General features: G+C 63.7%; 14 protein-coding genes and 1 pseudogene. 6 read left to right on the top strand and 9 right to left on the bottom strand.

Annotation, left to right across the window (positions count from 1 at the left end; all coding sequences use genetic code 11):
- Window positions 1-220: 220 nt before the first annotated feature.
- Entirely contained in the window at window positions 221-799 is a 579-nt protein-coding gene (purN, locus tag JYA52_RS01705) for a phosphoribosylglycinamide formyltransferase (RefSeq protein WP_205651420.1), read from the bottom strand.
- 39 nt (window positions 800-838) lie between these two features.
- Between purN and JYA52_RS01700 the strand changes: the two genes are divergently transcribed.
- Window positions 839-1,279: a hypothetical protein gene (locus JYA52_RS01700; protein ID WP_205651419.1), complete on the top strand. Its 441-nt coding sequence runs from the start codon at window positions 839-841 to the stop codon at window positions 1,277-1,279.
- Between the two features lie 32 nt (window positions 1,280-1,311).
- Here JYA52_RS01700 and JYA52_RS01695 read toward each other — a convergent pair whose 3' ends face one another.
- On the bottom strand, window positions 1,312-2,631 hold the full coding sequence (locus JYA52_RS01695; protein WP_205651422.1) for a cell division protein PerM: 1,320 nt from the start codon (window positions 2,629-2,631) through the stop codon (window positions 1,312-1,314).
- Between the two features lie 239 nt (window positions 2,632-2,870).
- Here JYA52_RS01695 and JYA52_RS01690 point away from each other — a divergent pair, with 239 nt between their 5' ends.
- On the top strand, window positions 2,871-3,266 hold the full coding sequence (locus tag JYA52_RS01690) for a DUF4383 domain-containing protein (RefSeq protein ID WP_240459853.1): 396 nt from the start codon (window positions 2,871-2,873) through the stop codon (window positions 3,264-3,266).
- A 289-nt stretch (window positions 3,267-3,555) separates the two neighbouring features.
- Here the strand turns inward: JYA52_RS01690 and JYA52_RS01685 are convergent, their stop codons facing one another.
- The 3 genes and pseudogenes from JYA52_RS01685 to JYA52_RS01675 all read right to left on the bottom strand — a co-directional run bounded on the left by JYA52_RS01685 (window position 3,556) and on the right by JYA52_RS01675 (window position 6,825).
- On the bottom strand, window positions 3,556-4,671 hold the full coding sequence (locus tag JYA52_RS01685; RefSeq protein WP_205651417.1) for a threonine aldolase family protein: 1,116 nt from the start codon (window positions 4,669-4,671) through the stop codon (window positions 3,556-3,558).
- On the bottom strand, window positions 4,668-5,426 hold the full coding sequence (locus JYA52_RS01680; RefSeq protein ID WP_205651416.1) for an SDR family NAD(P)-dependent oxidoreductase: 759 nt from the start codon (window positions 5,424-5,426) through the stop codon (window positions 4,668-4,670). The genes JYA52_RS01685 and JYA52_RS01680 overlap by 4 nt, the downstream gene beginning before the upstream one ends.
- Window positions 5,423-6,825, bottom strand: a pseudogene (locus JYA52_RS01675) (DUF6421 family protein). The gene JYA52_RS01680 and the pseudogene JYA52_RS01675 overlap by 4 nt, the downstream one beginning before the upstream one ends.
- Window positions 6,826-7,514: 689 nt before the next feature.
- Between JYA52_RS01675 and JYA52_RS01670 the strand changes: the two are divergent.
- Window positions 7,515-9,077, top strand: coding sequence for an amino acid permease (locus tag JYA52_RS01670; RefSeq protein ID WP_240459852.1), 1,563 nt, complete (start codon window positions 7,515-7,517; stop codon window positions 9,075-9,077).
- A gap of 157 nt (window positions 9,078-9,234) precedes the next feature.
- Here JYA52_RS01670 and JYA52_RS01665 read toward each other — a convergent pair whose 3' ends face one another.
- Together JYA52_RS01665 and JYA52_RS01660 are read right to left on the bottom strand one after the other, a co-directional pair.
- Complete coding sequence (locus JYA52_RS01665) at window positions 9,235-9,819, bottom strand: GNAT family N-acetyltransferase (protein WP_205651415.1); 585 nt, start codon at window positions 9,817-9,819, stop codon at window positions 9,235-9,237.
- 34 nt (window positions 9,820-9,853) lie between these two features.
- Window positions 9,854-10,033 (bottom strand): hypothetical protein, encoded by a 180-nt coding sequence (locus JYA52_RS01660; RefSeq protein WP_205651414.1) that lies wholly within the window; start codon window positions 10,031-10,033, stop codon window positions 9,854-9,856.
- A 199-nt stretch (window positions 10,034-10,232) separates the two neighbouring features.
- Between JYA52_RS01660 and JYA52_RS01655 the strand changes: the two genes are divergently transcribed.
- Window positions 10,233-11,216, top strand: a complete 984-nt coding sequence (locus JYA52_RS01655) for a hypothetical protein (protein WP_205651413.1) — start codon at window positions 10,233-10,235, stop codon at window positions 11,214-11,216.
- Window positions 11,217-11,302: 86 nt separating this feature from the next.
- The gene (locus tag JYA52_RS01650) at window positions 11,303-11,443 is read left to right on the top strand and encodes a hypothetical protein (protein ID WP_205651412.1); all 141 of its coding nucleotides are present in this window, start codon (window positions 11,303-11,305) and stop codon (window positions 11,441-11,443) included.
- Window positions 11,444-11,515: 72 nt separating this feature from the next.
- Here JYA52_RS01650 and JYA52_RS01645 read toward each other — a convergent pair whose 3' ends face one another.
- Window positions 11,516-12,145: a MarR family winged helix-turn-helix transcriptional regulator gene (locus JYA52_RS01645; protein WP_205651411.1), complete on the bottom strand. Its 630-nt coding sequence runs from the start codon at window positions 12,143-12,145 to the stop codon at window positions 11,516-11,518.
- A gap of 62 nt (window positions 12,146-12,207) precedes the next feature.
- Window positions 12,208-12,687 carry a PRC-barrel domain-containing protein gene (locus JYA52_RS01640; RefSeq protein WP_205651410.1) on the bottom strand — a complete coding sequence of 160 codons (480 nt, stop codon included), beginning with the start codon at window positions 12,685-12,687 and terminating at the stop codon, window positions 12,208-12,210.
- A gap of 293 nt (window positions 12,688-12,980) precedes the next feature.
- Here JYA52_RS01640 and JYA52_RS22310 point away from each other — a divergent pair, with 293 nt between their 5' ends.
- Complete coding sequence (locus JYA52_RS22310; RefSeq protein ID WP_240459851.1) at window positions 12,981-13,895, top strand: hypothetical protein; 915 nt, start codon at window positions 12,981-12,983, stop codon at window positions 13,893-13,895.
- The last annotated feature ends 71 nt before the right edge of the window (window positions 13,896-13,966 follow it).

Raw genomic sequence — 13,966 nt, 5'->3', positions numbered from 1 at the left:
GTGTCAGGTCAGCGTTGGCATGGGTAACGTAGGACACGAGAGCCTCCTGGCGTCGAGATGAGTGTGGTAACCCAAATCGATACCGGAGGCTCTCGTTTCTTACATCACGCCACGCTGTTCACAACCTCCGTGGGAAATACAGCTAGGGCTCCTAGGCCAAGAGAACGCGGCTTCATCTTCGTGCTTCAAGTGCGCCAGATTCCTTGAACCGGTGCCGGGGTTAAAGGACGGCGGAACGCTCCGCGGCGAGGGACGCGAGGGTCGAGACCAGGAGCCTGCGCTCCACGATCTTGATCCGTTCGTGCAGGGTCTCCTCGGTGTCGCCGTTCTCTATGGCCACGGCTTCCTGGGCGATGATGGGCCCGGTGTCCACTCCGGCGTCGGCCCAGTGCACGGTGCAGCCTGTCACCTTCACGCCATACGCCAGGGCATCCCGGACGCCGTGGGCGCCGGGGAACGACGGAAGCAGCGCGGGATGCGTGTTGAGGTATTTCCCGTCGAAGGCATCGATGAACTCCGGGCTCACAATGCGCATGAATCCCGAGGACACCACGATGTCCGGCTGGTAAGCCGCCACCGCCTCGGTCAGTGCGGCGTTCCAGGCGGCCCGGTCCGCGTAGCCCTTGAAGTCCACCACGAAGGTGTCGATGCCCGCCGCGGCTGACCGCTCCACTCCATACGTGCCGGGCCGGTCTGCGCCCACTGCCGCGATCTCCACGTCCAACTCCCCCGCTTGTACGGCGTCGATGACAGCCTGGAGGTTGGAGCCGGTTCCGGAGACGAGGACTACGATGCGCATAGCACCAGCTTAGGTGGCCGCTCGCGTAGGCTGGAAAACATGAACCCCACTCCCGGCCCCGACGGGTCACAGCGGACCAAACGTCCGCTCAGCGAGGCCGCAAAGACCTCGCTGCTGAAAACACACACCCTGTTCCGCATGTTCATCGTGGCGGTGCTGGGCTCGTTCTTCGTTTTCCAGCTCGACCTCACCTACCTCTGGCTGACAGCCATCCTGACCGTGGCCGGCATAATTCTGGGGATCATCGTGCTCATCCGCGCGGTCCGGCTCAAGGAGTCCAAGCTGGTCCTGTTCGGGTCCATCTCCGGCCTGGCCGTATCCGCCGTGATGGTGCTGCTTGTCCTGGTCTCTGCCCTGTTCTTCAACCAGGTGCGCGACTACCAGCAGTGCGCCCGGCACGCCTTGACCAGCCAAGCGAGCAACGACTGCCGGGTCCAGCTCGAAAACTCGATGCCCGGCCAGTTCCAGCCGGGCCGCTAGCCGCACCGTCACCGTTCCTGCCCGCGTGACTCTTACTTGCCGGGTGCTGCCCCGAGATCTGCCTCCCGCAGCTCCTGCCGGCGTTCCAGCCACGGTCCTGCTGCGTAACCGATGACGACGCCGATGCCCGCTTCCGCTGCCACCCAGACTGCCGTCCGCAGCGGGTCGGGTCCGATGTCATTGAGGCGGCCGATTCCGGCCGAACCGTGCGTAATGCTGGCCAGGAGGCCGGCGAGCAGGCCGGTGGCGGCTCCGACGATGATGCCCAGAACCAGCGTGGAGGCGGCAGCCGTGAACCACCTGACGCGGACCTTGATGGAAAGCCATTCGTCAAAGTGGTTCTCCCCCTCGCGCAGGAACCACCAACCGGCCAGCACGCCGGCGAGCACCGGCACCACCAGGGCAACGAAGCCGAAATCGAGCGGTCCGGCCGGAATGGCCGCAAGGACGGGAACGGACGGAAGTGGACCCACGGCGGTGCCCAGTGGTCCGACGTGGGAGCCTGCACCGAGGGCGAAGCCCGAGCCGGACACCCAGGCGAGTGCGAAGACGGCGAGGTTGGGAATGAAGCCGAGCTGCGCGAGGGTGAGCGCCGCGCCTCCTACCGCCCCGGCGTCGAGCGCTTCATAGACTGCCACCACGAGGTTCCAGTGAATGATGAGGTCAACCGCCAGCAGGGCCGAGGACAGTGCCATCGCGGCCATGAGGGCCACGAAGCCGGCCTTGGCGGCGGAGGCAAGGTAGGAGCCGGCCCAGCGTGAGTGCTGGCTGGTCCGTGCGATCCAGTCCACGGCGTCCACGCCGATCAGCCGGCTCCACGAACCGGCCTCCCGCCGGGCGCCGATCACCATGCCCAGCGCAAAGGGAACAAGTGGCAGCAGTGCGGCCCACCAGAGGAACACGCCGACGTCGTCGGTGCGGCACACGAATCCGGTGGTGATGCCGAATCCCGCATAAACCAGCCAGGAGCCCAGCAGCGCCTGCCACAACTGGTCCGTATAGGAGGCGCGGGCCAGGCGACGGCCGGCCCGCCACGCGAGCATGAATGGAATGACCGTCAGGCCAAGCGGGATGAGCGAGAGGGTGCCCGACTCCGGCCTGGCCGCGGCACCTTCGACGACGGTGCTCAGGTACAGGGGCACCCCGTGAATGACCAGCCAGGCCTGGCCGGCCAGGCGCGCCAAGGCGTCGAACTGCGTCTCGCTGAAACCGGAGGTTGCCCACACCGCGGCAATCGGGGCAATGACGACCAAGGCGGAAATGATTGCGGCCTGGGCCGATTCCAGCCCACCCTGCAGCCACAAGGGCATGGGAAGGCCACGGTCTCCGGTCTGATCAGCGCGCAGTTTCATCGTGGTCCATCGTGCCATGTGCGCCCTCGCCCAGCCGTTTTCGACAGGCTCTTCGGCGGAGAAGACGGCCAGGGGAAAGCCCGCACACGTTTGGCGGTGGCCGTCCGCCAGCGCTTTTTGCCGGGTACAGACGTAAAATTAGCTTGTCCGCAATCAGTGGTTGGAGGCAGAAAATGACTACCGCATCCCCACATGCACACGGCGTTCACTTTGGTCGGACGGACGTCCAGAACGTTGGCATGGGTGTTGGTATTCTCGCGTTGGCGGTAGGTATCCTCGGGTTCATCCCGGGCATCACCGCACGGTATGGCGAACTGATGTTCGTTGGGCCTGATTCGCACGCCATGTTGTTTGGCCTGTTCCAGGTTTCCATGCTGCTCAACATCGTGCAGCTGGTAGTCGGCGGAACCGGCTGGGCCATGTCCCGCAGTGAAATGGGTGCGCGCAGGTTCCTCATGGGCGCCGGTGCACTGTACATCATCCTCAGCATCTACGGGCTCAGTGTCGGAGTGGGTTCGGCGGCCAATTTCCTGTCGCTGAACATGACGGATAGCTGGACCCTGATGGTGGCGGGTGTTCTCATGATTGCCGCCGGCTGGATGTTCTCGCGGCATCTGGCCGATGACCGGAAATAAACCCGGAACGCGAACGCCGGGATTAGGAGCCGCGAATGAGTAGATATCTAATCTGAGTATTCGTACTACCGGTTGGTGCAGGTGTTCCGCGCAAGTTCGCGGGCAGCTGCACCAGCTTTGCGTTCACCGGCCTTATGTTGAAGGGCCGTCGGCGCCCGGTTGTGTGAATCGAGTGGGCGAGTACGAGTGCTCGTCCTTTTGTTTCTCCCCGACGATGACGCGGGCGCGGCCTCTTGAGACCGCGCCCGCTGGAAAGTACCGCCGCTGGTTGGCGGTTACTTCTCCTTTTTTAGACGTTTCGTTGTGAATCTGGGGAGCCCACGGCAGCCTTAACTGCAGCCACGAGAGAGTGGACGTCGGTTTCGGTGGTGTCCCAGGAGCACATCCACCGGACCTCCCCGCGTGCCTGGTCCCAGTCATAGAAGCGGAAGGATTCCCGGACTTTCGCGGCTGCCCCGGCTGGAAGGACGGCAAAGACGCCATTGGACTGTGTTGCTTGCGTCAGCGAGACGCCGTTAATGGCCGAGATTCCTTCGCTGAGAAGTTGAGCCATCTCGTTGGCACGACTGGCGGACCGCAGCCACAACCCATCCGTTAGCAGGGCTACAAGTTGCGCAGAGACGAAACGCATCTTTGAGGCCAGCTGCATGTTCATCTTGCGCAGGTAGCTCATGCCTGGGTCGGACTGTGAGTTGAGCCAGATAACGGCTTCGCCGAACAACAGCCCGTTTTTGGTGCCGCCAAAAGACAGGACGTCGACACCGACGTCGGTGGTGAATGCCCGCAAAGGAAGCCCGAGATGTGCTGCAGCGTTGGCCAGCCTTGCTCCGTCCAGGTGCAGCTTCATCCCCTTCGCATGTACGTGTTCAGCAATCCGTTGGATTTCTTCCGGCGTGTAGCAGGTGCCCAGTTCGGTGGTCTGGGTGATCGATACGACCAGCGGTTGCGCCCGATGCTCGTCTCCCCAGCCCCAGGCTTCGGCGTCGATCAATTCCGGGGTGAGTTTGCCATCCGGTGTGGGGATCGGGAGGAGCTTTATTCCGCCAATCCGTTCCGGGGCGCCGTTTTCGTCGGTATTGATATGCGCTGTTGCTGCGCAGATGACAGCGCCCCAACGCGGGAGCAGGGCTTGCAGGGCAAGGACATTGGCCCCTGTTCCATTGAAGACCGGATATGCGGTAGCAGCTGCCCCGAAGTGGGACTGGATGACCTCTTGAAGCGCTGCCGAGTAGACGTCTTCGCCGTATGCGGTGACGTGGCCTTCGTTGGCTGCCTGAACTGCTTCGATGATTTCGGCGTGAGCCCCGGCGTAGTTATCCGAGGCGAAGCCCCGGGATGCCGGGTCGTGCAGGCGCCCCGCCAATACCTGCCGGACGCCTGCTTTGGTATCAGCGCTGACGCTCATGCCGGTGCACCCACGAGGTGGCCGGCCATAAGGGGCAAGCGCTGCCCGTTGATCTGTTCTGCCTCCAGGCCGAAGATCCGCTGTACAGCGTCGGCAAGGACACTGACATCGGTGAAGCCCGGAAATTTCCGTTCCGGCTGGGCTGCGCGCATCCTGTCATCGACCAGAGCCTTGACGACGAAGACCAAGGCGGCTGAGTGCTGAGCGGAGAGGGGGCTTTCGTTTCCTCCCTGCAGGTGCCGGAATCCATCGGCCACGGCCAGGGTCCAGGCCTCGGCGGCAGACTTGACGGCGGCATAGGCGGCGCCGCCCGCTGTCGGCGAGGAGGCGGACTCTGCGGAAACGATGGCCAGGCGACCCGCAGGGGAGGTAGCCAAGTCATGGTAAAAGGCGCGGCTGGTGTTCCTCAGAGTGGTGAGGACGCTGGTGTGCAGGAAGTCCCAGTCTTCATCCGTCTGGTCTTCAATTCCGGTACCGCCTCGCCACCCTCCTACAAGATGGATAAGGCCGTCGACGGGACCCAGATCGTTCCGGACAGACGTCGCCAAGTCCTCAACGGCTTGCAAGTCCGCGAGGTTGCAGACATAGCCCGTGACGTTGTCGTAGGCTGCCGAGAGCTCCTGCACTCGGTCCTCAAGAATGTCCACGGCAGCCACGCGTGCCCCTGCTTGCGAGAGGGTGCGGACTACCGCGACGCCGGCGGCGCTTGTCGAACCGGCGACGACGACCGTACGGCCCGAGAGGTCCTGGCTCATGCGCCCGCCTCGCCCTCAGTCTTCACAGGGCTCTTACCGGTGATCCCGGCAGTTGATTCAATGACCGAGGACATCTTCTTCTCCAGTGCTTCGTAGAACATCGACAGTGGGAATTCGTCATCTAGGATCTGGTCCGTCAGATCCCGGAGAGGGCCGTCGAGCGGAAGGGCTTCCGGTCCCTTGGCCCACACGGAGGCCGGGTGGGGGGTGAGGGTTTCCGAGACGAGCTCGTAGGCAGCCAGCCAGTGTGCGGTCTTCGGCCGGTCGATTGAACGCCAGTAGAGTTCCTCGATGCGAAGACCCAGCTCGACGACCACGCCGGCGACGTCTTTCCAGTCGATGCTCAGCTTTCCATCGGTCCAGTGCAGGACCCGGTTCTGGTGCATCCAGGCGAACAGCAATTGGCCGCCTACGGCGTCGTAGTTGCGGACCCGGTTCCCGGTAATCGCGAAGCGGAAAATGCGATCGAAGATCACGGCGTACTGGACCAGCTTGGCGTGCTTGCGGGCGTCCGCGGAAGCCGTTTCGTCCCGCTCGATGAGGACGGATTCGCGGAAGGCGGTCAGGTCACAGCGGAGCTCCTCCAGGGAGTACAGGAAATACGGCATCCGCTGCTTGATCATGAACGGGTCAAAGGGCAGGTCACCGCGCATGTGGGTCCGGTCATGGATCAGGTCCCACATCACGAAGGTCTTCTCCGTGAGGTGCTGGTCGTCGATGAATTCCGCGGCATCAGCCGGCAGGTCCAGGGAAGTGATGTCGGCAGCAGCTTTTAGGACGCGACGGAACCGGGCAGCTTCGCGGTCCGCGAAAATGCCTCCCCAAGTGAAGGAGGGGGTGCTCCGGACCGCTACGCTCTCGGGGAAGAGAACTGCGGAGTTCGTGTCATAGCCGGGTGTGAAATCGACGAAGCTGATGGGGACGAACAGCTTGTTGGAGTAGTTTGCTGCCTCCAGTTCAGCGACGAAAGAAGGCCAAATGACCTCGATGAGGACGGCCTCGAAGTAGCGGTTGGTGCTGCCGTTCTGCGTGTACATAGGGAACACAACCAGGTGCGGCAGCCCGTCGATGCGCCACTGCTCGGGGTGGAAGGCTACCAATGAGTCGAGGAAATCCGGTACGCCGAAGCCCTCGGCCGCCCACCGCCGGAAGTCCTGCACGAGCAGTTCAAGGTAGTCCGTGTCGTGGGGCAGGTGGGGGCGCAGGTCGTTGATTGAGTCAGTAATGATGCCGACATATTGGCGGCCTGGTCATGGTCAGCGGGTTCCGGAACGGAACCGTCCTGCACTTGAACCTGCTGCAGCCCGATGACGGCTGCCTTCAGAGCCTGCCATGCGGGGAGCGCCTTGACGTCTTCTGCCCGGGTGGTTGTCACTTCCGGGTTTGCGATTACAGACATGCTCATTCCTTCCGTTGAGGGGATTCCTGAAGAAGCTAGCAGTGCCTAAGCATCCGTGAAGGATTCTTCCCTCATGCATAAGAAATACTTTTGCTCGGGGCCACTGTTCAGCGCTATGCCTGCGCCTGACCTTAAGGTCGGATGCCTTCATGGCATCCGGCCAGGAGTTAAACCTCGGAGCTTCTCGATAACGCTGCTTAAACACTGGCCGCCCGCCATAGCAGATCATCAGAGCTGCTTAGTCACCGAGGGAAATCAAATCAGCAACTCTTGGGCTCAGATCGGATAACCCATGCGTATGCGTAAGGACTTGACCCGTCGGACGTGCAACATTCACCACGCCAAATGTCGCTTCCTTTACGTGTGTTAGCTTGATCACCATCCTTCCCGGCCCGGGGGCTCCGGAAGGCTCAAATTCACCGCAGCTACCTTTTCGGAGGCACCATGGGACTTGGCTCCCACACGCAAATACTTGATCGGGCTATTGCTCCCGACACCCCTGAAACCGGTCTTTGCTCCGGTTCAGGACTGTTTCACAGCTCGGGGTCCACTACCGCGCAGGCAGCACCGCGCGGGAATGTTATGGCCTATCTGCTCGACACAGCAGCCGCAGAAGCCTGCACCGGTCGAGTCGCTGGTGGTACAGGGAACCCGACCCGGCCCGCATCGATACCCGTGGGTGGTGTTGCATGACACCACCGAGCGGAACTTTCGCAGACATCAAAACCGATGAAACAGCACAACAGGGGTCCTCCCTTGCGATAGAGCCAGATCGCGCTTCCGGCGAAACCGCCAACGAACTCAAGCGCGGGCTCAACAACCGCCACCTGCAGATGATCGCTATCGGCGGTGCGATCGGTACCGGGCTGTTCGTGGCCTCGGGCAGCACCATTTCCCAGGCGGGTCCCGGCGGTGCGTTGGCCGCCTACGCGCTGATCGGGCTGATGGTATTCCTGTTGATGCAGTCACTGGGCGAGATGTCGGCCAAAATTCCGGTCGCCGGTTCTTTCCAGTCCTTTGCCACCCGTTTCGTCTCCCCCTCCTTTGGGTTCGCGATCGGCTGGAACTATTGGTTCAACTGGGCCATCACTGTGGCCGCCGAGCTGGTCGCGGCCGGAATCATCATGGACTTCTGGTTCCCGGGGGTCCCAGGATGGGTGTGGGCCGGGATCTTCCTGCTGGTGTTGACCGGGCTGAATGCCCTCTCGGCGAAGTCCTTTGGTGAGTCGGAGTTCTGGCTCTCCCTGATCAAGGTCAGCGCAGTGGTGCTCTTCCTGATCGCGGGCGTGCTGATGATTTTCGGCATCCTCGGGGATGACTCTCCCGGACTGAGTAACTGGGAAAACCGCGATGACGTGTTCCACGGGGGCTGGGTCTCGATCATCTCGGTCTTCATGGTTGCCGGGTTCTCCTTCCAGGGCACCGAGCTCGTAGGAGTCGCCGCCGGCGAAGCGAAGAACCCGCGTCGCGAAGTGCCGAAGGCTATCCGCACTGTCTTCTGGCGCATCATGCTTTTCTACATTGGTGCCATCTTTATCATCGGCTGCCTGATCCCGTTCACCGATCCGAGCCTGCTGGCCTCCGGCGAGTCCGATATTGCAGCATCGCCGTTTACCCTGGTCTTCTCTCGCGCCGGAATCGCCTTCGCAGCGGCCTTAATGAACGCCGTGATCCTGACCGCAATCCTGTCCGCGGGCAACTCCGGACTATATGCTTCTACCCGGATGCTTTACGCCATGGCCCATGACGGCATGGCCCCAAAGATCTTCGGCCGAACCAATGCGCGCGGTGTGCCGATCGCGGCGTTGCTCGCGACCGCGGCCGTGGGACTCTTCGGGTTCCTCTCCGCGATCGTCGGTCAAGGTGCAGCCTACTCGTGGCTGCTGAACATGTCAGGTCTATGCGGCTTCATCGTCTGGGCGGGAATCGCGGTCTCCCACTACCGTTTCAGGCGCGGCTTCCTAGCCCAAGGAAACAAAGTCAGCGACCTGCCGTACAAAGCATCCCTGTTCCCCATCGGCCCACTGCTGGCCTTCGCCCTGCTGATACTGGTAATCGCGGGGCAGAACTACGAGGCTGTGCTTGCCGGACGGACCATGGAGGTGCTTTCCTCCTACATCGGGTTGCCAGTCTTCATCGTTCTATGGCTGGCTCACCGCTACATCACCAAGTCCAAAGTGGTGCCGCTGCTCGAGATGGATCTCACGGCACCGAAGGACCTCGAGGACGAACCCAGGGGCGGCACCCGGTAACTAACCATGCTGCGCGGGCTACCCCGCGCATTGCGCGGCCCGCGTTAGCCAGGGGTCAGAAGGGCTAAGGCGCGGGACCTAGGCCAAAGAGGGAAGCCGGGTGGGAATTGCACCCGGCTTCGCTCTTCCCCCAAGTCAATGACGACCGTTTCCGCGTTCAAATAGCTTGGTCGCGGCCGGAATTGCTGGCCAGCTCCCATTCACTTCGGGTGATCGCGTACTCGACGTCCCCGTGTTCGTCGCCGGGGATAGACACCGGCCAGTCCGCGACGAAGGATCGCACGAGACGCATCCCGGATCTTTCCATCACTCTTCGAGAGGCGGCGTTGACTGCCATGGTCGAAGCCACGACGCGTTGCACTTCGAACTCGGCAAATCCCTTGGCGATCAGCGCTCGACAACCCTCCGTCGCATACCCCTTTCCCCATGCCGCGCATCGCAACCTATAGCCCAGTTCCGGCTGTTCGAGGGGATCACCGGGGGCCGGGCGGTAGTGGAACCAGCCGAGGAATTCGTTGCTTGTCTTTTCGATCGCGGCCCAGAATCCGTAGCCGGGGAATTTTCGGTAGTAGCCGAGGAATGCTGGCAGCACCTCGCTTTCAATCTCGCTCCGCGACGTGGGCGCGCCACCAGTGATGTACCGCATCACGCGCGGATCGCCATCCAATTCCACGAGTAGGTCCACATCGTCCGGCGTGAACTGGCGCAGCTGTAGCCGTTTCGTCTCAAGGAATACGCGCATGCGGACATTCTCGCATTAGGCCGTCCTAGCCTGCCTAGAAGCGGATCAAAGAGTATGGCTGGCTGGGCAGGTTTCCGGCTGTCCACGGCCGCTGGGAGGGCTCAGTGGGAACCCCGCCACGCCCGTCACGCACAACTGCCCTCACCGTGGCCACGATTGCGACGGCGGCAATTACTGCCAGAATTATCAGGACCACGATGATCGGCCCGTCCATCTTCCAACACCTCTTAAGCCAATTTTACGGCGGAAACAGGCCGCTCACCCGGGCATTCTTTCCTGCAGCCTGCCGACAATAAGCAGGCGAACAATTTTGCTCTGGACGCGGCCGCCGCGCGGGCATATCCTGATCTCCCATTGCCTCTGGGGGGTGAATAGGAATGGGCCAGCGCCTGCGCTCTTGTTGCACAGTTTCTGTGCGCGCCCTCCTCGTTCCCGCCCTGATTGCATTTGCGTGGCTTGTCTGGGGAGCGGGCACCGCGCAGGCATCGCCCGCACCGTCCGGATCCCACGTGTCGGGTCTGCTCGATTCCGGCGGGTCCGTTGATCCGGCGGGGGCAGTGTCAGGTGCTGTGCCTTCGTTGCCGGCCGCGAACGTCCTGCCGGCCGGCCAGGATCCGGTCACCGCTACTGTGTCGGCAGTTGCCGGCACCGCAGACGCCGTCGTCGGCGAGGCGGCGGCCGCGGTCACCACCGTGACCCGGACAACGGCGCCGGTGCTGTCCCAAGTCGACCAGGCCGTCGACGTCGTGGACGATGCGATCGGCTCATTGGAACCGCAGCTTCCACGGCTCCCGGTTCCGGTTCCCGTGGTCCAACTTCCGGTTCCAGTTCCTGTTCCAGTGGTCCAACTTCCGGTTCCCCTGCCACTGCCCCTGCCCGGGCAGGACGCGCCACCCGCCGCCCCGCATGTGCCTGCGCCGTCTGCACCGGACGCCGGACAACCGGTCGCGGCGATTCCCGCCCCTGCAGTTCCTGGGTCGCGGGCCCCGGCAGCTTCCGCTGCGGCGCCCTCCAAGGTGGCCGGCCCTCCCTCAGAAGCCAGCTCGCCCGGCTTCAGTTCTGCGGCCCCTGCCGCGGCGGGGGTTCAAGAAACCGGCAGCCGTGGACAGACCTTCGCGCAGCTTCGTATGACCTCCTCCGGCCGCCCCTCGGCGAGCGCAGTCCAGAGGGACCATGCGCAACCGATCCTGGGCCACCCGCTCGGCCTGGACCACGTCGGGCTGGCCGCCACCCATGGCGAGTCGGGTTCCACTCACTCCGAGGGTTCCGGCGGCCAGGCCGCGGATGTCGCGGCATTCTGGAACGCCCTGTCCAAGACTGCCGGCGAGCGCGTGCGTGACGCCGCCGTCGCCTTGCCACCCAGCCCGGCGTTTGATCCGGGGTCCTCCCCCGACTGAACAGGTCAACTCTGCCTTCATCACGGCAGAAGAGACCACGTGCGCCGCCGGCGTACGCATCCCAAGTTCCGTCAGGAGAAAATGCCATGTCCACCAACGCCCCGCTGTCCACTGCCCGCCGTCGTTCTTCCCGCGCAAGGATCGGCAACTGGCCCGATCCCATGGCCGGCTTCATCGGCAACTGGCCGGACCCCATGGCCAAGTCCGGCCTCACTGTGAGGTCTTAAGACTGCATGGGAACAGACGCAAGCAGCCGGCGTTCCCGCCCTGCCAAGGGCAGCGCGGGAACGCCGTCAGCGTCAGTTTTCCCCGGTCCCCTTGAGTGTCTCCGTGTCGTCCGCGGCTTTACCGGCGGACGGGTCACTGCCGGCCTGCCCCGGATCAGGTTGTGAAGCGTCGCCGGGTGCGGTGACGTCGGCCCGCTTCGGCCCGGCCTCCCCCACCATGTCTTCAGCAGAGGTCTCGGCGCCCTCCGGGGGCGTCTTCCCGCGCCGTTCACCGAACCGAGCCGAACCGGGAAAGTGCCCAATCACCCGCGCGAGCTCGCGGCTCAGGACGGTGCCCTCCACCATGTCCGGCGGCAAGGTTTCCCTCTCCACCTGACGGGCCGCCGCCAGGGCGCCCAGCCCGGCCTCGGTGATGGCCACCTCATTGCTCCTGCGGTCCATTGGGCTGGATTTTCGGGAAACCAAACCGGCGTCCTCGAGGCGCATTAGCACCCTGCCCAGCGACTGGCTGCGGACATGGATGTCTTCCGCCAGCTGTTCTTGGTTCAGGGGCCCTGCTGTGAGGCCCTGAAGGGCTATGACCGCAGCATGGGTGAGACCGAGCTCGGCCAGCGCCTGGTCCTGGCGGCGCTGGATAAGCCGGGCAGCCATCGACAGCAACTGGTGTGGACCCCACTGCTCTGCATCAGCGTTCGGGACCATCAGTTCCGCCCTTCCGTTTCACAACATACGTGGTCTGGGGCCGACGCCCAGAGGTGACCACGTCAGCGCCGACGGATGCCGTCAACGCCATCCGTCTCGATAGGTTCGAGGCCGACGGTGTCCGACGCGTCCGCGGCGTCGTAGGTGCCGCTGCGCCCCGCGGCAAATCCGGCGTCCCGTTCGGTGCCCGTGCGCCCGGCTGCGACGTCGGCTGCGGTCACGCGGCCACCACGCTGGTAGTGCTTGTGGAGCCGGTCTTCGTCGGAGGGCTCCAGATGCCCGTCACCGTCCACCCGGGGGGCATCCGCCACCTGGTCCTTGGTGTACGGGACCACGATGTCCCTGCCCTGAAGGTGGGCGCCGCCAAGCGGGACAAAGGACACGGACGTGCCGAAGAGGCCCGTGCGCGCCGTCACCCAGGCGGGCTGGCCGGTGTTGTCATCGGCATAGATCTGGCCGATGGAGCCGATCTTGTCTCCACCAGCGGAGAGGATGCTGCCGCCCCCGTTGAGCAGATCGTCGATATGTTCCTTGGTGAGCATGCTGCCTCCTTGGATGGGTCAACCTCACGATATACCCTAAGCATGCTTACTATCATGCTGGCAAGCTCGCCTCGCATTCTTTCCTTCGACTGGCGGGCGGCGCGCGGGCGAATGCCGGGCAATCGCCCGGGGATGAAGGGCCGGAAAATATGGCATTCACCGGCAGGTTTGCGGAAAGCACCAAGAAAAAAGGCAAGGGTGCTTACTATTTATTAGTAAACATGCTTACCATTACATGCCAGCAACGCTGGTTCTTGAACAGCAGCTGACCCTTTCGGAAAGAGAGAGCGAAGATGACAGAGAACCAATGGCCGCAGGACGGGAGCCTGACAGTTCCCCCGGCTACGCAGAACTCGACGGCTTACGGCTCGGGCGTTGCCACCGGTAGCCCGGCCTCAGCCTCGAAGACCGACACCGCTAAGGAAGAAGCCTCGAACGTCGCCGGCCAGGCCGCCGGTGCAGCCCAGAACGTGGCGGGCACCGCTAAGGCCGAGGCGGCGAATGTGGCTGCCGAGGCAAAAACCAATGCCAAGGACCTGCTCCACCAGGCGAAGTCCGATCTGACGGACCAGGCAGGGGCACAGCAGCAGAAGGCCGCTGAGGGCATCCGCAACATCTCCTCCCAACTGCGCTCCATGGCCGACGCGCCGGACCAGCAGGGCGTTGCCGCAGACCTCATCCGCCAGGCTGCAGAACGCTCGGAATCCGTCGCCTCGTGGCTGGACAACAGGGATCCGGGATCACTGCTGGACGAAGTGAAGTCCTTCGCACGCCAGCGCCCCGGCACCTTCCTGCTTCTCGCCGCCGGAGCCGGTGTGCTTGCCGGTCGCTTGGGCAGGAGCCTCCAGGCAGGGGCCCCCGCCAGTACCGCGACAACGGGCACGGGTGTTCCGCCGCGGCCCGTCCAGCCGCCGGTCACAGAAGGCACCCTGGGTGCCGGCGTCGGCGCACCGCTGTTCGATGAAACCGCTTCGGCGCAGCCCGGCTACGGGCAGCCGGGGTACGGCACGCCCGCGTACAGCGAACCCGTTGCCGGTGAACCGGCATTTGGCGAGCCTGCCTACGGTGAGCCCGGAATCGGTGAGCCGGCCCGCCCGGGTATGGCCGCCCCCGGCTCTGCACAGACCCTTCCCGGAAGTTCCACCGCGGGGGTTCCGCAGCGTGACGTGGATGACCCCTTCGCCGAAGGTGAAGGACGCCACCTGTGAGCAGCCAGATACCGGAGACACCTCCCACCGCCGCGCACGCCAAAGCGGACACCACGTCCCTCGGGGATCTC

The sequence above is a fragment of the Arthrobacter pascens genome, from assembly GCF_017052465.1.
Taxonomy (GTDB): domain Bacteria; phylum Actinomycetota; class Actinomycetes; order Actinomycetales; family Micrococcaceae; genus Arthrobacter; species Arthrobacter pascens.
Note: the sequence above shows the minus strand (reverse complement) of the source record. Positions and strands in the feature narration are given on the sequence as shown.

Bases quoted from the DNA above. Each gene is read 5' to 3' on its own strand.
- purN (WP_205651420.1), bottom strand. From the start codon at position 799: ATGCGCATCGTAGTCCTCGTCTCCGGAACCGGCTCCAACCTCCAGGCT.
- JYA52_RS01700 (WP_205651419.1), top strand. From the start codon at position 839: ATGAACCCCACTCCCGGCCCCGACGGGTCACAGCGGACCAAACGTCCG.
- JYA52_RS01695 (WP_205651422.1), bottom strand. From the start codon at position 2,631: ATGAAACTGCGCGCTGATCAGACCGGAGACCGTGGCCTTCCCATGCCC.
- JYA52_RS01690 (WP_240459853.1), top strand. From the start codon at position 2,871: ATGGGTGTTGGTATTCTCGCGTTGGCGGTAGGTATCCTCGGGTTCATC.
- JYA52_RS01685 (WP_205651417.1), bottom strand. From the start codon at position 4,671: ATGAGCGTCAGCGCTGATACCAAAGCAGGCGTCCGGCAGGTATTGGCG.
- JYA52_RS01680 (WP_205651416.1), bottom strand. From the start codon at position 5,426: ATGAGCCAGGACCTCTCGGGCCGTACGGTCGTCGTCGCCGGTTCGACA.
- JYA52_RS01670 (WP_240459852.1), top strand. From the start codon at position 7,515: ATGACACCACCGAGCGGAACTTTCGCAGACATCAAAACCGATGAAACA.
- JYA52_RS01665 (WP_205651415.1), bottom strand. From the start codon at position 9,819: ATGCGCGTATTCCTTGAGACGAAACGGCTACAGCTGCGCCAGTTCACG.
- JYA52_RS01660 (WP_205651414.1), bottom strand. From the start codon at position 10,033: ATGGACGGGCCGATCATCGTGGTCCTGATAATTCTGGCAGTAATTGCC.
- JYA52_RS01650 (WP_205651412.1), top strand. From the start codon at position 11,303: ATGTCCACCAACGCCCCGCTGTCCACTGCCCGCCGTCGTTCTTCCCGC.
- JYA52_RS01645 (WP_205651411.1), bottom strand. From the start codon at position 12,145: ATGGTCCCGAACGCTGATGCAGAGCAGTGGGGTCCACACCAGTTGCTG.
- JYA52_RS01640 (WP_205651410.1), bottom strand. From the start codon at position 12,687: ATGCTCACCAAGGAACATATCGACGATCTGCTCAACGGGGGCGGCAGC.
- JYA52_RS22310 (WP_240459851.1), top strand. From the start codon at position 12,981: ATGACAGAGAACCAATGGCCGCAGGACGGGAGCCTGACAGTTCCCCCG.